Source organism: Bradyrhizobium sp. 63_E2_N1_3 (genome assembly GCF_052076005.1).
GTDB lineage: Bacteria > Pseudomonadota > Alphaproteobacteria > Rhizobiales > Xanthobacteraceae > Bradyrhizobium > Bradyrhizobium barranii.
In genome coordinates, this window is sequence record NZ_CP197235.1 from 6197432 (window position 1) to 6217792 (window position 20361).

General features: G+C 60.9%; 20 protein-coding genes. 11 read left to right on the top strand and 9 right to left on the bottom strand.

Annotation, left to right across the window (positions count from 1 at the left end; translation table 11 throughout):
• Positions 1 to 21: 21 nt before the first annotated feature.
• The 4 genes from rpoH to AB7531_RS29800 form a co-directional block, all read right to left on the bottom strand.
• The gene (gene rpoH, locus AB7531_RS29785; RefSeq protein WP_063986517.1) at positions 22 to 942 is read right to left on the bottom strand and encodes an RNA polymerase sigma factor RpoH; all 921 of its coding nucleotides are present in this window, start codon (positions 940 to 942) and stop codon (positions 22 to 24) included.
• 191 nt (positions 943 to 1133) lie between these two features.
• Positions 1134 to 2555: a sensor histidine kinase gene (locus tag AB7531_RS29790; protein ID WP_063984309.1), complete on the bottom strand. Its 1422-nt coding sequence runs from the start codon at positions 2553 to 2555 to the stop codon at positions 1134 to 1136.
• A gap of 59 nt (positions 2556 to 2614) precedes the next feature.
• Positions 2615 to 3295, bottom strand: a complete 681-nt coding sequence (locus AB7531_RS29795) for a response regulator transcription factor (protein WP_014496376.1) — start codon at positions 3293 to 3295, stop codon at positions 2615 to 2617.
• A 77-nt stretch (positions 3296 to 3372) separates the two neighbouring features.
• Complete coding sequence (locus AB7531_RS29800) at positions 3373 to 3552, bottom strand: hypothetical protein (protein WP_166097357.1); 180 nt, start codon at positions 3550 to 3552, stop codon at positions 3373 to 3375.
• Positions 3553 to 3784: 232 nt separating this feature from the next.
• On the opposite strand from AB7531_RS29800, the gene AB7531_RS29805 reads away from it, so the two are divergent.
• Both AB7531_RS29805 and AB7531_RS29810 read left to right on the top strand, forming a co-directional pair.
• On the top strand, positions 3785 to 4033 hold the full coding sequence (locus AB7531_RS29805; RefSeq protein WP_063984310.1) for a hypothetical protein: 249 nt from the start codon (positions 3785 to 3787) through the stop codon (positions 4031 to 4033).
• 290 nt (positions 4034 to 4323) lie between these two features.
• A complete protein-coding gene (locus tag AB7531_RS29810) occupies positions 4324 to 4722 on the top strand; it encodes a hypothetical protein (protein WP_063984311.1) in 399 nt (132 codons plus the stop codon).
• Positions 4723 to 4840: 118 nt separating this feature from the next.
• On the opposite strand, the gene AB7531_RS29815 is transcribed toward AB7531_RS29810, so the two are convergent.
• The 3 genes from AB7531_RS29815 to AB7531_RS29825 all read right to left on the bottom strand — a co-directional run bounded on the left by AB7531_RS29815 (position 4841) and on the right by AB7531_RS29825 (position 8654).
• Entirely contained in the window at positions 4841 to 5041 is a 201-nt protein-coding gene (locus AB7531_RS29815) for a hypothetical protein (RefSeq protein ID WP_063984312.1), read from the bottom strand.
• A 514-nt stretch (positions 5042 to 5555) separates the two neighbouring features.
• Entirely contained in the window at positions 5556 to 7379 is a 1824-nt protein-coding gene (gene glmS / locus AB7531_RS29820; protein ID WP_063986518.1) for a glutamine--fructose-6-phosphate transaminase (isomerizing), read from the bottom strand.
• A gap of 288 nt (positions 7380 to 7667) precedes the next feature.
• Entirely contained in the window at positions 7668 to 8654 is a 987-nt protein-coding gene (locus tag AB7531_RS29825) for an aldo/keto reductase (protein WP_063984313.1), read from the bottom strand.
• A gap of 376 nt (positions 8655 to 9030) precedes the next feature.
• Here AB7531_RS29825 and AB7531_RS29830 point away from each other — a divergent pair, with 376 nt between their 5' ends.
• A complete protein-coding gene (locus tag AB7531_RS29830; protein WP_166097372.1) occupies positions 9031 to 10038 on the top strand; it encodes an NAD-dependent epimerase in 1008 nt (335 codons plus the stop codon).
• Between the two features lie 392 nt (positions 10039 to 10430).
• Positions 10431 to 10667, top strand: coding sequence for a DUF6894 family protein (locus tag AB7531_RS29835; protein WP_028147263.1), 237 nt, complete (start codon positions 10431 to 10433; stop codon positions 10665 to 10667).
• Positions 10668 to 10782: 115 nt separating this feature from the next.
• On the opposite strand, the gene AB7531_RS29840 is transcribed toward AB7531_RS29835, so the two are convergent.
• Positions 10783 to 11475, bottom strand: coding sequence for a LuxR C-terminal-related transcriptional regulator (locus AB7531_RS29840; RefSeq protein WP_084795225.1), 693 nt, complete (start codon positions 11473 to 11475; stop codon positions 10783 to 10785).
• 582 nt (positions 11476 to 12057) lie between these two features.
• Between AB7531_RS29840 and AB7531_RS29845 the strand changes: the two genes are divergently transcribed.
• Positions 12058 to 12864, top strand: a complete 807-nt coding sequence (locus tag AB7531_RS29845; RefSeq protein ID WP_063984316.1) for a LuxR C-terminal-related transcriptional regulator — start codon at positions 12058 to 12060, stop codon at positions 12862 to 12864.
• 314 nt (positions 12865 to 13178) lie between these two features.
• Positions 13179 to 14426 carry a hypothetical protein gene (locus tag AB7531_RS29850; RefSeq protein WP_231144509.1) on the top strand — a complete coding sequence of 416 codons (1248 nt, stop codon included), beginning with the start codon at positions 13179 to 13181 and terminating at the stop codon, positions 14424 to 14426.
• 18 nt (positions 14427 to 14444) lie between these two features.
• Here AB7531_RS29850 and AB7531_RS29855 read toward each other — a convergent pair whose 3' ends face one another.
• On the bottom strand, positions 14445 to 15443 hold the full coding sequence (locus AB7531_RS29855; protein ID WP_063984317.1) for a glycosyltransferase family 2 protein: 999 nt from the start codon (positions 15441 to 15443) through the stop codon (positions 14445 to 14447).
• 370 nt (positions 15444 to 15813) lie between these two features.
• On the opposite strand from AB7531_RS29855, the gene AB7531_RS29860 reads away from it, so the two are divergent.
• From AB7531_RS29860 to nadE, 5 genes are all read left to right on the top strand, one after another.
• Positions 15814 to 16719 (top strand): FkbM family methyltransferase, encoded by a 906-nt coding sequence (locus tag AB7531_RS29860; RefSeq protein ID WP_231144508.1) that lies wholly within the window; start codon positions 15814 to 15816, stop codon positions 16717 to 16719.
• A 259-nt stretch (positions 16720 to 16978) separates the two neighbouring features.
• Complete coding sequence (locus AB7531_RS29865; protein WP_063986520.1) at positions 16979 to 18283, top strand: lipopolysaccharide biosynthesis protein; 1305 nt, start codon at positions 16979 to 16981, stop codon at positions 18281 to 18283.
• Positions 18284 to 18339: 56 nt separating this feature from the next.
• Positions 18340 to 18498 carry a hypothetical protein gene (locus tag AB7531_RS29870; protein ID WP_223153622.1) on the top strand — a complete coding sequence of 53 codons (159 nt, stop codon included), beginning with the start codon at positions 18340 to 18342 and terminating at the stop codon, positions 18496 to 18498.
• On the top strand, positions 18491 to 19393 hold the full coding sequence (locus AB7531_RS29875; protein ID WP_231144507.1) for a thioesterase domain-containing protein: 903 nt from the start codon (positions 18491 to 18493) through the stop codon (positions 19391 to 19393). Before AB7531_RS29870 ends, AB7531_RS29875 begins: the two co-directional genes overlap by 8 nt.
• Positions 19347 to 20357, top strand: a complete 1011-nt coding sequence (nadE, locus tag AB7531_RS29880; RefSeq protein ID WP_231144506.1) for an NAD(+) synthase — start codon at positions 19347 to 19349, stop codon at positions 20355 to 20357. The genes AB7531_RS29875 and nadE overlap by 47 nt, the downstream gene beginning before the upstream one ends.
• The last annotated feature ends 4 nt before the right edge of the window (positions 20358 to 20361 follow it).

Genomic DNA, 20361 nt, shown 5'->3' on the forward strand with positions numbered 1-20361 from the left:
GCATCACCGCGTCTCGATCGCTCATGGAGCGGTGAGCTCCCGCGGCCGTGAGCCCGAGGCGCCGTCGGAGCGCTTGCGTGCCGCATCCTGCGCGGCAAGAATTGCGGCTCGCCTGACCTTGGCAAAGGCGCGGATCTCGATCTGCCGAACCCGCTCGCTGGAGATCGAAAGCTCGAAGCCGAGTTGGTCCAGCGTAACCGGGCATTCCGCCAGCCGCCTTGCCTCCAGAATATGACGCTCGCGCGCCGTGAGCATGCCCAGCGCAACGCGCAAGGCGTTGGTACGGCGCTCCGTCTGCTCATGATCGGCGAGCACCGTCTCCGCGTCGATCGCCTGATCGACCAGCAACGCTTCCCATTCGGTTCCCTGCTCGTCGTCGCCAACGCGCGCGTTCAGCGACATGTCACCGTTCAGGCGGGAATCCATCTCGATCACCTCACGCGCCGTGACGTCGAGCCTTTCCGCGATCGTCTCGGCGACATCGGGCGTGAGCGCCGCCATCGCGCCGCCCGCGGCTTTCCTCATCTCGCTACGGAGCTTGAAGAACAGCTTCTTCTGCGCTGCCGTCGTACCGATCCTGACCAGAGACCAGGAGCGCAGGATGTATTCGTGAACCGAGGCCTTGATCCACCAAACCGCATAGGTGGAGAACCGCGCACCGCGGCCGGGTTCGAAGCGTGACGCCGCGATGACGAGGCCGAGATTTGCCTCCGCAATCACATCGGCCAAGGGCAGACCGTACCCCTTGTAGCCGCGCGCCACCTTGGCTGCGAGCCGGAGATGGCTCGTGACGAGCGCGTTCACGGCACCGCGGTCCCGCGTCTCCTGCCAGCGGCGCGCAAGCTGCTGCTCGTGACCGGGCTCAAGCAGTTCATAGCGCTTGATGGCGGCGGAATAGGCGCTGAGGAAGGGGAGCGATGGGGCTCCGGCCGCGACAGCCATGGCACCATTCCTCGCGACTTCGTGGCTCTGCATCTGTCACTCCCACATACGAAACCGGCAAGCGGACTCTAGGAAGCCTCCGAAGGAGGAGGCCACTGAATTGAGCGTAACAAACCTGAATTCGCCTTCAGACATTCGGCATGTCACTCGGCATGTCATGGCATCGAGAACATCACGCATCATGAGGGGCATCACATCTGATTAACGGCTTCGAGAGTTGGGGTCCGGGACCGGCATGCGGCGGCTTTGCTCGCCCTCCCGGTCCAGGCAAGGATCTCGATCCGCCCGCCGGGAGCCGGACCGATGATCAATCGAAAGCCATGCAGCTTGACGATGGCAGCCACCAGGCTCAGTCCCAGCCCAACCCCCGGCGTGTTGCGCATCTTGTCGGAACGATAGAATCGCCGCAGCACCGCTTCGCGCTCCTGCGTGCTGATGCCGGGCCCGGTGTCACTTACGCGCACGAGTGCCGTGTCGTCTTCCGACACCAGTTCGAGCCTCACCTGGCCGCCGGGCGGCGTGAACTTGACGGCATTGTCCACGAGATTGGCCATCGCTTCGAACAACAGGTCCCGATCGCCCCACACCTGCACATTGCGATCGATGACGACGCCAAGCCCGATGCCCTTGTCTTCGGCGATGGGCTCATAGACGTCGCACACTTCGCGCAGGATCTCGTCGAGCGCAACGTTACCGAAACCGGCGGTGCGGCGGCTGTTCTCGATCTCGGTGAGGCGCAGCAAGGCGGTGACGATCGCGAGCGACTGATCGATTCCGGCCATTGCCTTGTCCGTGACCTCCTGGAGCTGCTCCAAAGTGGTCGCATGCGTTCGGCCGCGCTCCAGCGCCAGGCGTGCGCGCGTGAGCGGCGTCCTGAGATCATGGGCGATATCGTTGCCGACACCGGCAAGCGCGTTGATCATGGTCTCCATCTCGGCGAGCATGCCGTTGACGATCCTGGCCAGTCGCGCGAACGGATCGTCGGAATTGTCCTCCGGCAGCCGCTCGCGCAACTCCCCGGCCACGATCCGCTGTACCCGCTGGTTCACCTCCTCCACGCGTCTCTGGGCGCGAACACTCAGCCACGCTCCGGCCAGCAGACAGAGGCAGAACGCCGGCAGCAGGCCAAGCGCGAGCGCCTGCCCCACGACACTCGATATCTCGCGCGTCTCATCGACATTCCGTCCCATCACCAGGACATCGCCGTTCTCAAGACGCCTGCCCACGACCCTGATGACCGGTCCGTGGACCGCCGATTTCTCAATGAGGTCGAGCCGCACACCCTGCGCCGCTCCGCCGAGATCGAGTGCGCGCGGCAAGCTGTCGATGTTGCCGGCAAGCCGGGTGCCGGCACCATTGAAAAGTCCCGCGTACTGCACGCCTCTGGAATCCTGCTCGAGATGATCGGAGATCGCTCCGATGCGGCGCGCCGACGGCAAATCTGCGATGAAGTTAATCCGGGTCATGATCATGCGATCGGATCGTGCGATCAGATAGTCGTCGAGCTTCCAATAGGTGAACGCGAACAGCCCGACCACGAACAGTGCAAATGCGGCCGCCACCGCCAGGGCCCAGAGGAACGTGTTCGAACGGATGAACTGAATTTGGCGCATCGAACCGGCACTCGATATTCGTCCGAGATGTGCTCCGCGAGCCCCTGGGTTTCACGCCTCTATGCGCGCGAACGCAGAATGAAGCCGGAGCCGCGAACATTGTGGATGAGCTGCGTATCGCCGGGACCATCGACCTTGTGGCGCAGCCGGCCCATATGCACGTCGATCAGATTCGTCGTTGCCGGAACGAACTTGTAGTTCCAGACCTCTTCGAGCAGCATCGCGCGCGTGAGCAACTGATCGCTCCGGCGCATCATGTATTCGAGCAGGCGGAACTCACGCGGCAACAGGTCGATCTCGCGCTCGTCCCGTCGCGCGGTCCGCTCGATCAGGTCGAGTTCCAGCGGCCCGACATGCAACGTGGTCTCACGGCTGTCCATCGGACGGCGCAACAACGCCTCTATGCGTGCGACGAGCTCGATGATCGCGAACGGCTTGGTGAGATAGTCGTCTCCCCCCATACGCAATCCGCGCACCCGATCGTCCACGGCGCCGAGCGCACTCAGAACCAGCACCGGCGTCCCGACCCGATCCTTGCGCAGGGCCTCGATGACGGTCAGCCCGTCCATTCCGGGCAGCATGCGATCGACGATCATGGCATCCGGACACGCCGCGCGCGCCCGATCGAGACCGTCGACGCCGTCAGGGGCCCATTGGACCTCGAAACCGCGATCGGCGAGTTCGGCGACGATCACCTCGGCGGTTTCGGCATCATCTTCGATCAGAAGAATCCGCGTCATGATCCTGCTCCCACGTTCTGCGAGGCGTTTCGGCCTGCGGCGGAGGAGCACGGGCTCGGCGGTCCGGAGCGTCATGTTCAATGCCCGCCCGCTCTGAACGCGCGGCGCCGCGCCAGCCTGCCATAGGCCACTCGTTGTCTGACGAGATAGTCCTGCGGAGCATGGGGCACCACTAAATAGCGATTCAGGAAGCGCGCCGAGCCCGTCGCCAACAGGGCCAGCGCGATGGCCATACGTCTCGCTGTCGTCGTGATCATCTTCCGCCTCCATTCTGAACTGCGCTTTCATGAACATATGCCTGCGATGCGCTCCCCGTTACTCTCAAGGCAACGGATGTTGCGCATTCGCACGATCGTGCTTGCAGCGCCGCGCCGGGTCACAGGCCGTTGAAATCAGGTGAGCAATTCGTGCATTTGGACGACGCCCGGCCGTCCATACGTTGATGGTGAGCCGCTTGGTCGGCCTGATGTCATCAAAGGAGAAGCCGAAATGACCACTCTCAAACTCTTGTCGACGGGATTGATTGCAGCCGCCGTGCTCGGCGGACCCGTCATGGCGCGCGAGCACCATTCCGTCATGCGACAGCCGGCGATGACAACCGATACGGCCGCACCGGATGCGCCCTTCTATCAGCAGGGAGGCCGCGCCTGCGTTCCCGCGCCGCGCGTCGGCGCTTTCGCGACGGCGCCGTGGACCGGCAACAACGTGCCTTGCGAGCCCGGCACGGGCAGCTTCTGATCACGGCATTTCCTTGGCCGGCCGGGCGCCTCGGTCGGCCGCTCCTCATCGAACGACGGGGGCGGGCTGGAACATTCGGCCCGCCCCTTCTGTGAGCCGCGGCCCCCGCGGCAGGATCACCTTCCCTACCGGTGCGCCTCGTTCCTGAAGTCGAATTTAGTGGGATTGCCGCGCATCGCTCCTACCTCTCCTTTCATCACGAGCCTTGTCATCAGGAGCTTTTGGCGACGGCACGACGCGGAAGCGGACTGCATGGATGACCAGGCAGATCGACACGAAAGGAGTGTCCCATGAAACGAGCAATCATGATTTTGGCAACGGCGGCGCTTGCCTCGACCCTGGCCATCGGCGCGGCCGAGGCGCACGGCGGTGGCGGCGGCGGTGGCCACGGTGGTGGCTTTGGCGGCGGCGGCCACGCCAGTTTTGGCGGTGGTGGCTTTGGCGGCGGACATATGGGCTTCGGGGGCGGCGGCGCGCATTTCGGTGGCATGGCGCGTGATGGAGGCTTTGGCGGCGAACATCTCGGATTCGGCGGTCATGTCGGCAACGGCGGCATCGGCCTGCGCCAACATGCGTTCCACCGCTTTGGTCGCAATCGATCCGGATACGGATTCTACGGCGCCTATCCAGATTGCTACGATTGGTACGAGCTGCACCCCGACCAGCCGTTGCCGCTGAGCTGCAGCTAGTCTGCACACACGGCGCTCCGCCGCGGTCCAGACCTACCGCGAAGGTTGCGGCGCCCGCCCGCTCACGACTTGGCCGAGCCTGGCTCGGCCATTTGCGATGCTGGTTTGCCAGCAAGCTCTAGGAGGGGCGGAAGCCCGGAGGCATCGTTCGCCAGACTTTATCTTTGAGGCAATAGGCACGGGCGCCCTCGGGAATATCTTCGGCGGCGCCGCCCTCATGTTGCTCGTAAAGGAGCGCCGGGAACAGCCTCCCTTTGATCACCTTAATCATATCACCGCGTCGAATGTCCGCGCCGGCTGTTCCCGTCAAAACCGACATGATCCCTCGCGAAGCGCACGTAGCATGCCAAACGAGCTCGTCGACCGGACGGGCTTGCCTGAAGCTATCTCGAAGCAGAACATTCTTCCAATAACCCGAAAGGACTACTCCCTGATCGGGCTGCCCTTGCGGCCTGATGCCGAAGAGTCTGCGAGGATCCGGCTGCGGAGCGCGCGCAAGGCGGCTGGTTCTGAGGAGTTGCGTATCTCGAGTCCCGCGCCGCATTGCCCCCGAGACGACCCACTCGCTTCGCCGGATGGAAGCAGACCTCAGGTCCTAGCTCGTTTCTCGGCAGCAGCGGCCCCGCCAACGCGGTTACAATATAGCGGGGCCGCCTGCCCTGCGGACATCGGTGCTTAACCTGAGCCCGAAGGCCACCAGATTTTACCCCGAGCCGCCGGGAACGCGGACTGGTCGAAAGAGGCACCCATTTCGGAGCGCCCCGGTCTGTCAGACCAGCATCCTGCTTTCGACAGCACCTCTTTCTGAAGCGGAAGTGGCGCGAACGGACCGACTATTCGACGGTCACGGACTTCGCGAGATTCCGCGGCTGGTCCACGTCGGTCCCCATAATCGCGGCACTGTGATAGGCAAGGAGCTGTAGCGGCACCGCGAGAGCCAGCGGCGCCACGATCGGGGGCATATCCGGTAAGGCCAAGACCGAGCAACCACTGGACGCGGCGAGTGAAGCACCTCTCTCGTCGGTCAAGAGGATAATGCGGCCCCCGCGGGCGATCACCTCCTGCATGTTCGACATGGTCTTTTCGAACGTCGCGTCGTACGGCGCAATGACGATGACCGGCAAGCCCTTGTCGATTAGCGCGATCGGTCCATGTTTGAGCTCACCGGCCGCATAGCCCTCTGCGTGAATGTAAGTGACCTCCTTGAGCTTGAGGGCTCCCTCCAATGCCAGCGGATAATTGGTGCCCCGGCCTATGAATAGAGCGTCTCTGGCCCTGGCGATCTCACGCGCGAGCTCATGGACTTTCGGCTCCAGTTCGAGCGCGCGGGCCATATAGTCTGGAATCTCGGCAAGGGTCCGGACGAGCGAGCGCTCTTCTTCGGCCGAGAGCACACCGCGACTGCGACCGGCAGCGATTGCAATGCAGAGCAAGATTGCCAGCTGACAGGTGAACGCCTTTGTCGATGCGACCCCTATTTCCGGACCGGCCAATGTGGGCATTACGATGTGGCTCGAACGAGCCATCGTCGAGGTTTGCACGTTGACGACAGCGAGAACGCGCTGGCCGTGGGTCTTGGCGAACTCCAACGAAGCGAGCGTGTCGGCCGTTTCGCCGGACTGCGACACGAAAATCGCCAGATTGCCCGCGCCGAACGGAACATCGCGATAGCGGAACTCCGAAGCAATATCGATCTCGACCGGGAGCTTGGCGTAGCGCTCGAACCAGTACTTCGCAATCAGACCGGCGTAGAAGGAGGTCCCGCAAGCTACAATCGACACGCGATCGACTGTCCTGAGGTCCGCATCCACGCCTGCCGGCAACCTGATCGTCCCGTCGGGTGCGATATATTGCGCAAGCGTCTGCCCAACCACCTTCGGCTGTTCGTGAATCTCCTTCGCCATGAAGTGGCGGTGCTCGCCCTTGTGAACAATCACGGCGGCACCAGCGATTTTGGCCGACGTACGGCGCAGGCGCGCGCCGTTCACGTCGATAAACTCGATCTGCTCCCGGGTCACGACGGCGAGGTCGCCGTCCTCAAGGTAGGCGACAATGTCCGTCAGAGGCGCGAGCGCCATCGCATCCGACCCCAGGAACATTTCGCCGCAACCGTAGCCGACAGCAAGCGGCGAGCCCTTTCGGGCACCGATCAGGAGATTGTCGTGCCCCTCGAACAGGAAGGCGAGCGCGAACGTTCCGCTCAAGCGCGGGAGCACCTTACGCACCGCTGCGACCGGCTCGTATCCGTTCTTCCGCTCGCGGCTAACGAGATGCGCAACCACTTCGGAGTCGGTCTCGGTCGCAAAATGTGCACCGGCCGCTTTGAGATCATTGCGCAACTCTCGATGGTTCTCGATGATCCCATTGTGCACGATCGCCACACCATCAACCATGTGAGGATGCGCATTCGTCTCATCGGGACGGCCGTGCGTTGCCCAGCGGGTGTGACCAATTCCGATCCGCCCGGCAAGCGGCTCCGAGTCGAGCCGACTCTTGAGGTTCACGAGCTTTCCGACCGCACGACGTCGCGTCAGCGAACCGTCCTCGAGAGTAGCAATACCGGCTGAGTCATATCCGCGATATTCAAGCCGCTTCAGCGCATCCAAAAGAAGAGCAGAGGCTGGGCCCCGCCCGACGACACCAACAATTCCGCACATGGCCTCTCTCCGAGCAACTACCAACGGGCCCACCAAGCGCAACCACGATTGCGGGCAATCTCCTAACGCGACGGCATCGGCCTGGCCCCCTCACCTTTGGCCTGCCCTGCTGCGCATGCTTCGGCGAGACGCTCAAGCTAGCCGCCTCCCGGCCGCCCGCGCGCCTGTCGAATATCGTCGACAACATTGGCGAGTAGTATCGTGGGACGCGAATTCTAGCACGCGCAGCCGCCGATTGTATGATGATGACGGAGTAGACCTCATGCCCATAAGCTCCGCACTTGATCGCTACACCGACGCACGCATGACCAATCGTTCGGTTTGCCGCGGCCCGTTCGAGAGCTCGGCGACGATGCGATTGAGCTGATGAAGCGCCGGGATTTGCGCTGACCGGCGCAGATTGAACGCGAGATGCTCTTTCCGAAACATCGAAAACAGTGAGACTCCTGTAGAGTTCGTTGCCAGCGCGTAATCCACGACGAAGGCAGCAGCGATCTCGGTGAGGTCGCCCCGGTATCCCATCTCGTAAAGGCCGTTCAGTATTTCCTTCTCCGATCCCAGCCTCGCGACAAGCGGATCGACGCTCGAGAATGATCCATACGTGACAAACGTCCTGCGCCGCGCAATCTCCGTCGATCTCTGAAGATTCGGCTCGAGCGGATTATTCGCGATCTGTATCAGCCGATATGGTAGAGATTCATGGAGGTCGTCAATTCCGCCCTCGTTATTGCCCGCAATCGAAATTGCGCGGGCTTTCCCGTCCTGAACGATGCGCTCGACCGCTCGAATGATGTCTTCGCGAACGACCTCTTCGCGGGTGGGACGGTGGAGAGCAAGCACATCTACATAATCCGTGCGAAGTCGCCTCAGGCTATCCTCGATGCTCGTCCTGATCAGCTCGGCCGATAGCGGCACTTTGAAGGGCTTCGATTTCATTGCGGAGAGGCGCGGTCGGATCCCGGGAAACACCGCAAGAGCGGCGCGCGCGATCGGCTTCAGGATCCGCTTAACGGCGGAGGTATCACGCGGGCGCATCCCGACCTTTGTGCAGATATGGACGCTGCCGCGCTTGCTGGATACGAACTGGCCCAAAATAGACTCGGCCATCCCATCGCCATACGAAGGCGCCACGTCGTACCAGGTTATTCCGGCGTCGTATGCGCGCTCGAGCCCCTCGATCCCCCTGCGAGCCCCAACGCGCCCCCCGAGCGACGCGCAGCCGAAACCGATGCTCGATACATTCGCGCCGAGAGCATCAACACGGACCATCTTCATCGCAAGCACCCCTGACCACGCCGTTTGCGCTCAAGTCACCGACGTCGATCGTTCGACAGCGCGTACTCCAAGCCGACGGCCACGTCGGGCAAGCCCGCCGCCGAAACATCTCTGCAGGTTTGCCTGGCTTCATCTTCATGCAAATGGATGATGACGGGGTTCGCTCGGACATTACATACGCTACGCCCCTGGAATTTGAGACAGTGGCGGGGATGCACGGAGTAGTCCGTTCGAGCGGCTGCTGGCAGCTCGGCTCCGCCGCCATCGTCAGGTGTGCTCATTTGCGCAATCGAGATGCGGCGCGATTGAGAGTTAACTTTCTGCGATCGATGGCGCCTTCTTCGCCGTTCGAAACTCCATCTAACTTGGACAGCGAATGTCATCTCGCTCAGAACAAGTTGCCGACGACGTTCTGGTGACCGGAGCTGCTGGCTTCATCGGTTTTCATGTCGCCCGTCGGCTGCTCGACGAGGGACGCCGGGTCGTCGGATTGGACAACATCAACAGCTACTACGATCCCGCCTTGAAGCGCGCGCGTCTCGACATTCTGCGCCGCGATCCGCGTTTTTCCTTCGTGCAGATCGATCTTGGACATCGGTCGACGATGGCCGAGTTGTTCGCAAAACATCGTTTTGCGAGAGTGGTCCATTTGGCCGCTCAGGCCGGCGTCCGGCATTCGATCGATCAGCCGCACGCTTATGTCGACGCCAATCTTGAGGGGTTCCTCAACGTCCTCGAAGGCTGCAGGCATAACGCCTGTGGTCATTTGATCTACGCATCATCATCGTCCGTGTACGGCGCCAATGCCGAGTTGCCATTTTCGACCCGGCATAGGGCCGACCACCCCGTCAGCTTCTATGCCGCGACGAAGAAAGCCAACGAGCTGATGGCCCATTCTTACAGCCACCTGTACCGGCTCCCGGTCACCGGCTTACGATTCTTTACGATCTACGGCCCGTGGGGCCGGCCCGACATGGCGATATTCCTGTTCGCCGACGCGATCGTTAAAGGCAAGCCGATCAAGCTCTTCAACCATGGCAAGATGCGGCGCGACTTCACCTATGTCGACGACGTCACGCGCGTCATCTCGCGGCTGATCGAGCGCGCTCCGGAGGACAACGCCGATGCGGCGGGCGCACCGGCCAAGCTCTACAATGTAGGCAATAACCGCCCGGAAGCGCTGATGCACGTCCTCGAATTGATCGAGAAAGAGCTGGGACGAACCACGGCGAAGGAAATGCTGCCAATGCAGCCTGGGGATGTTCCGGAAACGTTTGCCGACGTTGGCGATCTCATGCGCGATACCGGCTTTTCGCCCTCCACCCCTATCGAAACCGGCATATCCAATTTCGTCCGCTGGTATCGCGACTACTACCGGATATGATTTTTCGAGATCATCTCCCCAAGGGTCAAACCGTCCGCTCCCGATCGATCGGAGTATCGGTTGCAACTTCTGCGCGGCGGTGATGGACGACCAGGCGGAACTTGCGAAGAAAAGAGCGCGGCCCCGGCGGGGGCATTGGGGATTCGCAGGGCCGGGGCCGCAACGCTGCGCCGAAGTGGGCTCCGTCGACGCAACATCATCGTAGTCCTCGAGAAGCAATTGTTCATTCTGAATTCGTGATCATAGAGATCAACGTCGGGGTACCCATCAATGATGATTGAGCCCTCCTAGAATAGCCGCTTGCTATGCGCGCCCCTGCGATGCGAAATCTTGACCGTGATGCGGGGGGCTCGCTGCAGTCATCGGAATGTTCGCGTTGTCCGGAGACATCCATGCCGCGGTATTTCTTTCATATCCACGACGGTCATTCAGTGCTCGACGATGTCGGACTTGATCTCCCCGACATTTCCGCGGCACGGACCACTGCGATCGAACTGAGCGGCGAGATCCTCAAGCACGACGTGATGGACCCACTCCTGCATTACATTTCCTGGCAGGTGGAAGTCAGCGACAGCCCCGAGCTTGGCGGCCGGTCGCTGTTCGTTCTTCAGTTCTCCATCGAGGGATAAGAGACCGAAAACGCAGCTTTGCCGGCGCTTGCGCAATCTGAAGGTGCAATAGTCGCTCGGCTGGGCTTCGGCGAAATGCCCGCATATCGCACTGCAAACAGTGCGAGATGATGTCTTAGCGTTCCCCGGGCACCGGATCCGATCCAGCATGCGCCGGTTTGTCCTGCGCCGAATTGGCGCGGTCATCCTGCGAGATGGCGAGGGCCGCAAGCGCAGTGCGATTGCCGATTTCAAGCTTCTGGAAAATGTTGTGGAGGTGAACCTTGATGGTGCCGTCCGCAATGTTGAGCCGGCGGCCGATTTCCTTGTTGGACAGGCCACGAGAGACCAGGCGCATGATCTGCCGCTCGCGCTCGGTGAGCACCGCGAGCGCACTTTCCGGATTCGGACTGTGCTCGCGAGGCGCGGCCTGATCGGTGGGCGACAACGGAACAACGGTCTGGCCGTTGGCAATGTCTCGCAAGCCCTGCACCACGGCTTGGCCTGTCATCTCCTTGAGAAGGACACTGTACCCGGCGGGGGCGCCCGCCAACACGAGATCATAGTCCTCGCTGGGCGCGAAGAACACAAACCGCGTTGGTCGGCTGTCCGAATGGCTGAGCGAATTGTTCATCAGCGCGGTCAGCTCCGGCATTGCCGCATCCATGATCGCTATGTCGGGCGCAAGCGTCAAAATTGCCTGGATGCAACTCGCAGCATCGCCGCAGGATGCAACGACCTCAAAATCGGATTCTGAACCGAGAACACTTGCGAGACCCTGCAAAACCATTGGGTGTCGGTCTGCAATCACTACAGTCGCACGACGCATCGGGCGCTCCCTAACCTGCCGCCCCCAAAATTCCCGCGATTGAAGCTACAGGCCCCCGCCCTTGCCGCTCCAACATCAATTGATCACCAACAAATAAACTTCGAGCAATTCCCTAAAGTATCATTTGGCGTAGCGGACCTATGAGGCAAATAACCGCACGAGTCTGTGATCGCAATATACATCAAGTTCGCCGGATCAAAGGGCCGTATGAACCCGGTGGTCTCGGCTCACAACCGCTGGAGAGCGGTCTTGCCACTTGGCAAGTTCGAAAGCATCGCGATGGAGCAAGGCTTTCGCGAACGGATTCACCCGCTCAGGGCGAACATTCAAAGGTTGAATCAGTATTCTCTTTCGCCCCCAAGTCAATCTCTGACGGCCGTTCACCAACAGCTTGGGGACCCATCGGCCTATAACCAAAGGTATATAGGCAAAATCGAAAGATCGAATCTAACCTTCAGCAATTATTAACTAAACGGCGCCCGGCTTCTGCAAATCAGAAAAACCGGGCTATGCAATGCTTTGTTCCTTTTCCTGCGTGTTTTTCATTCAAGTTGTGTCATTGCGTTGGTTGCGGAGGGTAAGATGAGGAGGCGGCAATCCTGCAAAGTTGTTTTGATCGGACGAAACATTTTGCTGCGAGAGGGAATTTCTCAAATACTGCATGCGGCAGATTTTCAAATTGCGGTGTCGGCCTCGAGCACCGATGAAGTTACAAGCACACTCCAGGCACATCAGCAGCTCCTGTTTGTGATTATCCACAGCACCGGCGAATTCGATGCAGCCATGAAGCACATCGGATTTGTAAGAGAGAACTATCCGGATGCGCGCGTAGCGATCGTTTCGGACCACTACCGGCCGGATGAGTTGATCGCGGCCTACAAGGCCGGCGCCAGCGGCTATTTCGTCGACGTCAATTCATGCGACGCTTTCATCAAGTCCATCGAACTCGTAACGATGGGCGAGACGGTGTTTCCACCGGCTTTCCTGTCATTCGTGCTCGATAGCGGTTTCGATCGCGAGCCTCAGCTTCAGCCAGTGATCGAAGAGCGATCAAATCTCCTCGTTGCTGCCGAAGAACGGATAGCACCTCATCTGTCACCGCGAGAGCGGGCGATTCTCTCCTATCTGATCGAGGGCAATTCCAACAAGTGCATTGCGCGAAAGATCGATATTGCCGAGGCCACCGTGAAGGTTCACGTCAAGGCGATCCTGCGCAAGATACGGGTCCAGAATAGGACGCAGGCCGCAATTTGGGGAATGAACAACGGATCACTGGTGCGGGTCTCGAATGGTCACGCGCTGCCGTTGTCAATCGATCGGGAACCTACGCTCAGCCTCGTCTCAAGCGACCGCGGACGTCACGAAATCGGCGCCGCAGAGCCGGACTAACCTGGCGGATCGGCCTGACGCCCATCAAGCCCTCGACAAATTCCGGGCGGCGCCTATACGCGCCGCCCGGCTAACCGCGCCGGACTGATCTATCGATCGAGAGGATCAGGACCTGCCCGTGGAGCGGCAACATTTCGTGGGGCGTCTCCTGCATTCAAATGATGCGCGCTGGGACCGAGCGGCTAGAACGCATCGTCGAACCAATAGTCCTGGTCCCCGCAGGAGCCTGGTGACCGGCAAGCATCGAACCTTGTATCGATCGCTTGCCCACCCGGATGATCCGAGCCCCCTGCTTGCCATGGAGCAAGATACGGATGTCTCCGTCCCTCTACACGCGAATTGGCCTGGCCGGCGCCGTGGCCGTCGTGCTTGCATTGGCGGGCATCGCCGCCGCACAGACGCTTGCAAAGACCAAGCTGACTACTGCCAGCAGCATGAACTTGCCCGACTATCTCGTTCCGGTCACCGATCCCGACACCGGCGCCACGATCGTCCGGATAACAACCCCGGGGCCCTTGGGCGCTGGCCTGGCCTGCCAACGAGCCTATTGCACCCACCGATATTCGAGCGCGCAGGCCTGGAACGCCGACCAGACTCTGCTTCTGATCGCCAACGGTTGTAACGGGCTCTGCTTTCTGGACGGACGGACATACGTTCCGCTGTTCCGCCGGCAGCGTGAAGACGAGTGCGAATGGCACCCGCGCGATCCCGAGCGCATGATATGCGTGATCGGGCGCAAGATCTCGCTCTGGACGCCGCGAACCAATGCCGAAGAGATCATGCTGATGGCCGAGGGCTATCGCGGCCTTCAGTTCGGACCGGGCAAGGGCAATCCCTCTCAGGATGGCCGGCGCATCGCCGTGCGAGGCACGCGCGCCGACGGCGTCGTCGTCGCATTCGCGTTTGACCTCGTGAGCCGACAGAAGTTTCCGGATATCGAAGTGGGGAAACTGCCCGGGCGAGACGGCGTTTGCGAGATATCTGCCCTGGGCAGCTACATCAGATGCAGCCGCTGGGTCGACGGAAAGGATGAGGCATTCATCTATACCGTCGCAGGCGATCTGGTGCAGAGCTGGACCGAACATCATCGTCCGAGTCATGGCGACATGGCCGTGGACACAGACGGACGCGAGGTATACGTCGGAATCAGCAAAGCTGATCCCGACATATACCAGGTGATCAAGCGCCGGCTGGATGACGGCGTGGTTACCGCCCTTGCTCCGCGTGGAGAGGCCTCGCATGCGTCCACGCGCGCGATCCACTGGCCCGGCTGGGTGATTCTAAGCTATGGCGGCGATCCAGCCGAGATCGCCCAGCTACCAAAGTTTGCGCCCTTCGCTCGGGAAGTCATTGCTCTGCGAATTGACGGCAGTGGCGAATTCCGACGCATCGCGTACACACGCAACGTCCCGCACGACTACTGGAGCGAGACTCACGGCTCGCCGTCGCCCGACGGTTCCCAGGTGATCTGGTCGAGCAATTGGGGGGTAGCGGGCGGCCCCGTGTTCGACTTCGTAACACGTCTCGATGCCCCCGATCGGACCAGCGCCCTGTCCCGATAATGATCGGCGGCGGCTCCGTCAGGCGTGACCCACACGAGCTAGTGAGCCCGCTGCCGATGTACGCGCTCGCGCCCGGATCGCCTTGTTGGCTGCCTTGATAACCGAGGGACGCAGGATCTGGAGCGCGTCCCGGATCGTCGCCCCCCAGGACTGGTGGCGAAATCTTCCGCGCAATCTTGCAACCCGCAATGCACGCACGACCGTTTCGGGATCCGGAAGCCCTTGCTTGTCCTCGACCAGGCTCCAGGTCAGATTCTTGAGATCAAGGGTCTCCTCATCGATCTGAGAGAACGATTTGGAAGCGGTAATGTTCGCGTGGTCCGTCATATCGTAGAAGATCAAGCCGTCGTCGATCGCCACCATGTCGCCATGACAGGCGAGGTCGACGAAGAACAGCTGGTCCACTCCCCACCGGATCGACTTGTAGTTTCGCATCAGACAACCCGCCTGGATGACCTCGCTGTTGATCAGCAGGGTCGACGGAACAATTCCCAGCACCCGGGTCTTGCCGACCAAATAGAGATCCGTCAGGCACTGCTGGCTCGAATACAGCGTGACCTGCCCTCCCCGGCGGTATTTTATGCCTTCATCCTGAACGAGATGAGATGTGGAGGTCATGAACGCAGCGGTGGGGTACGTCCTCGCCAATTCCGCAAAAGTCTCGAGCGATCCCGGCACCAGCCAGTCGTCGTCATGCAACACTTTGATCCAATGACCGCGGCATGCGAGCATTGCGCTGTTCGTATTCTCAACCTGGCCCCGTCCCCGGTGGTTCTGGACAATTCGAATACGGGAATCGCTCCGAGCGTATTCAGACAGAATGCTCCAACTGACGCCTTTGGGACCTTCGTCGTCGCTGATCACCATTTCCCAGTCGGCGTAGTTCTGCTGCAGCACGCTTTCAATCGTACGGCGTATCATATCCGGTCGACGGAAGGTTGGTATGGCCACCGAAATCATGGGGCGGGCGTCCGGATCTCGAATGCCCTCCGACCCGTCGTGCTGCAACAGGTTCATCGCTTTTCCCTCAAGCTCAGTTCATGTCATTCAAGCAGTCGACCCTGACGAACCCGCGATCCGCTCCGCAGAAAACCGACCTCATCGCGTTGCACCGTGTCCTTCTTGACAAGCAGTGAACGTCAAGACCGACCGAATTACACACGACGAACGCTAGGTAGCGGCATGGGACTGGTCATCCTTCATTCGCATGACGATGATCATCCCCAGACGCGAGGTCTCGAAGCGGTCAGCTAGGTCGGCAAGATCACGGCGGGACCGGGAGATCCAGAATCGAACGATCGATACCATCATGCAAATGAAGGATGGCCGGGCGCTCCGGTCAGCCTAGGCTCTGCCGAGCAGCTAACCGCTAGAGATGGGTGGCCCCTTGCACAAATTGCATCAACTGCTCGCTCGAATTCAAGAGGAGCCCGACAAGGCTCGATTCCTGCTATCGCGCGGACTGTGGGTGAGCGGACTGTGCCGCTTTATCACCTTCGGCTTTCCTGCCGGATACAGAATGCGTTTCTATCCCAGCTCCATGTCCGCAGGACTCTGGCGCAACCGGAACCTTCGCGCCGAAGACGCCGACTTCGTCGGATCTTACCTGCAGCCCGGAGAAACCTTCGTCGATGTCGGCGCAAATGTCGGACAGTTGAGCCTCGCGGCCGCTATGCGCGTTGCCCGGTCCGGACGAGTCATCGCTATCGAAGCACATCCGCGCATCTGCAAATACCTGCTGGGCAACATTCGCCTGAACGGATTGACCGTCGAGGTCCACAACACGGCGATCGGCAGCACGGAAGGCGAGCTCGTCTTCACGGACTTTCGGAGTGACGACATGAACTTCGCATGCGCTACTCCTCCGGCCGGCATCGCGGCGCTCCGAGTTCCAGTACGAACGCTCGATTCGATCGTCGGAAATCGGGCGATCGATCTCCTGAAGGTCGATGTCGAAGGGTTCGAAGTCGATCTTCTCAAGGGCGCCGCCCAGACCATTTCCAATTGCCGATGTCTGTACATAGAGGATTCTGAGCTCAACCTTCGGCGGGCCGGCACCTCGCGTGCGGAGCTGTATGACCGACTGACCGATCACGGGTTTGAGCTCTTCCATCTCAGGGCGGGACGACTGGAGCCGGCGTCTCCTGACGTACCCGGACCGGACGACGATAACCTTATCGCCGTCAGACCATCCGCCTTGTCGGATTTGCTCGCGCGGACCGGCCTTCGGCTTGCACAGCTCACGTCCCCATCGCCTGTAGATCGGCGTCTCCCGTCGGCGCGGCTTGCGTGAGCATCCATCATCCGCCCACAAGCCACGCGCATCACAGCTGGGTTCCGGCCCCACGATCGGGCTCCATGCGTCGTCTATTCCGCAAGCACGAGCTGTTCATGCAAACTCTCCTTCGATTCCGCGACACTTCAGTCAGCGTCATGCGAACGAATGATGGCGCGCACCCCTCTCCATCCTACGATCGAATCGAAATAGATCGCACCGTCGTCGCGACGATCTTGCCGTTTTTGAAATGAATTCTGGACCGAGGAAGTTCTTCATGGCCGCGAAACCGGCGACCGGTCCGACGCGGACAAGGGCTCTTGTTCGTGCAGCGGCGGGCGTCTCCGCCCTCGCACTCACCGGCCAGCTCATGCTCGTAGCGGCCATTCCCATCCTTACCCGGCTCTATTCGCCGGAGGATTTTGGAATATTCACGATCTATCTCTCAATCGTAAACATCGTCGGCGCGATAGCCGGACTTCGCTTCAGTACGTCTCTGTATGTGGTTGAGGACAGAGCTCACGCGCTGGTCGCGCTCAAGCTCACGCTCGTGGCGGTCTGCTTTACGACCTCTGTTGTGCTAACCGCGGGATACCTGCTGTCGGACGTGGTGCCAGCACGACTGCAACATCTTACCTACCTCGTACCCATCGGGATGGCTGCGGTCGGCGTTGCCGACGCAATGAACTGCTGGTGCTTGCGCTTCAATCATATGCGTGACTTCGGCATGGGCCGCCTGATCCTGCCGGCGTCGATGGCAGTGCTCCAGGTGAGCTTCGGCCTCGCGCACCTCGGGGACGGCGCAATGATCCAAGCCCACATCCTGAGCCAGGCTGTGTTGATCGCATTTCTCTGCGTCCGGCTCCTGAAATGGGAGGACATCCGCCGCATCGCGCAAGCCCCGTGGGGTTCGGTCGCGGCGACGGCGCGGCGAGAGTACAAATTTCCCCTGTTCGAGCTGCCCTCGGCCCTTGCGGGATTCGCGATCATCAATCTCCCCGCAATCTTCATAGGCTCGCTATTCGGTACCGCATTCGCCGGGCATTTTGGCGTCGCCGCCCGTCTCGTGACCGGTCCGGTCACCCTGATCGCCTTGCCGCTCAGCAATGTCTTCGTCGCCGAGGCCAGCAAAGACTTCGACCGTCATCATCTGCTCGGCACCGCATGCGGCCTGTTGGTCGTTGCGGCCGGCCTGATCGTTCTGCCGGTGCTCGGCCTTGGATTTATCTCCCCCTACGTCGTCGTTCCGCTGCTCGGAGAATCCTGGATACCTACGGGTCAGATCATGGGCGCCCTAGCGCTCATGTGCGCCGCACAAGCCTTGTCGACGCCCATTCAGGAAGTTCCGACTCTTTTTCGCCGTCAGGAACTGCGTCTGCTGGTTGATCTGGTGCGGGCCGTGTTCGTATTTGGCCCGCTTCTCATCGGTGCTCACCTCGGCCTCGACCCGTTGCAGGTGATCTACATGATGGCCGCCGGAGGAGCTACCGGCTACGCCCTGGGAATTATCGTGGCGCTGTTTCTCTTGAATGGGCCTGGCGGCGCGCGGACGTCGGGCGCACCGATCAATGGGCCTGTGTGACCCAGAGGGTCGAAAGAGCACGCCCCGAACTTCGCGTCCGCTCGAGGAGGCGGCACATGGACGACAGACGCGCTGGAGCGAAGATAACCAATTTCCTGGGCGCGACCATGTGCTTCATGCAAATGAATGATGAGAGGATTTTCAACGTCTTCATACTCCAATTTTGGAGCTCGGTCAGTCGGTTGCATGCCAATGAAGCTACGGCCATTGATTGATACAGGCGAGGATTTGGCTTCTCCGCCCTCGTGCATTGTGGCGGCGGCGCCGCCCGTGCTTTTCCTACTGCCCGGCTCACTTGGTTATGGAGCCAGCCTCGCCGCCCTGACAGCCTCAATCCGCGAAATTGCACATGTCGTTCCGATCCGCTACCCGGATCTCGGCAAGATATTGCAGGGTCAGGACAGCGTTTGCGATATGGCTGCTGCTGCCGTGGAGCAGATCAATCGCATCCAGCCGCGCGGCCACATCAGACTTCTCGGTCATTCCCTCGGTGGGGCGGTCGCCTTCGAGGTCGCGACGCGAATGTTTGCCGCCGGCCGCTCGGTGAAGTTCTTCGGAATTCTCGACACCAGCCTCATGGGCGAGCGCAGTTCTGCATGGGAGACGTTGACCCGCACGATCCGTCGAATCCGCAACAACCGGGTCACCGCGCCCCGGATGGTCTGCCGGGCCCTCGCCAAGGCAACCGTTGCGATCGGCCATGAAGCTAACCTGGCCCGGATGCTCGATCGCCGCGCGAGGGGGCAGTTCGATCTCACGTCGTTCAGGCTCAAGCAGGAATTGCAGGAAGTCTTGCGCGCGAAGGCCTACTTCCGCTGGTTGGCGGAGCCGAAATCGATGCTGCCGTTCTCCGCCGTTCTGTTCCGATGCCAGCGAAAGAAGATGCCGCAAACTCTGGGATGGGATCGTGCGTTTGCCCAGATCGATGTCGTCCCAAGCGCAGGCACTCACACCGATCTGGTCATGCCGCCTTACCTCGCGATGAACTTGCACCTCGTCCAGAAGGCGCTGTCGCAAACCTACTCACCGGCCGAGTTTCCCCAGAGAGAGGCGGATTGTTCAAGTGACCTTGCAAGCAGCCCACAGCCAAACCGAACCCGCGTTCAGTAAAGACGCCCTGGTCCTGGATGCGCCATTGGAGGTCGCGCGCATCGTCGCGTTCTTGCGCGACCGTGTCCTTGGCGTGCTTGGCCGACGCGGAGCCATCGTCGGACTGTCCGGCGGCATCGACAGCTCCGTGGTCGCAGCGCTCTGTGCGCGCGCATTTGGAAATACGAAGGTCCTCGGTCTGCTGATGCCCGAGCGCGATTCGTCGTCCGATTCGCTGAGGCTCGGCCGGGTCGTTGCTACGCAACTGCGCCTCACGACGGTTGTCGAAGACATAGCACCGGCGCTCGAAGCATTGGGCGCATACCGCCGGCAGCGAGAGGCGATCCAAGCCGTCGTACCCGAATACGGAGCCGACTGGAAATGCAAGCTGGTACTCAGCTCGGGCTCGGAGAGCGCCGGCATCAACATCACCCGTCTGACCGTACAAGACCCGGACGGCGAAACCTCCACCGTACGTCTTCCGCCCGAGGTCTACCTGCAGATCGTTGCTGCAACCAACTACAAGCAACGGGTCCGCAAGATGACCGAGTACTATCACGCGGACCGTCTGAAATATGCCGTGATAGGTACGCCAAACCGGCTCGAGCACGATCAGGGCTTCTTCGTGAAGCAGGGTGACGGGGACGCGGACGTCATGCCGATTGCGCATCTCTACAAGAGCCAGGTCTACCAACTGGCCGAATACCTTGGCATCGACGACGAGATCAGGCGACGGCCGCCGACGTCTGACACGTTCTCGCTGCCGCAGAGCCAGGAGGAGTTCTATTTCGCTGCCCCCTATCGATTGACTGATGTTTGCATGTACGCGGTCAACCACGGCATTTCCGCCGACAACGTGGCCGAGGCCGTAGGTCTGGCGACAGCGCAGGTGCAGAAGGTCTTCAAGGACATCACTTCCAAGCGTCGGGCGACGCGCTATCTTCACAGCCCGCCTCTACTCGTTGATGCGGTAATCGAGGACTAGACGG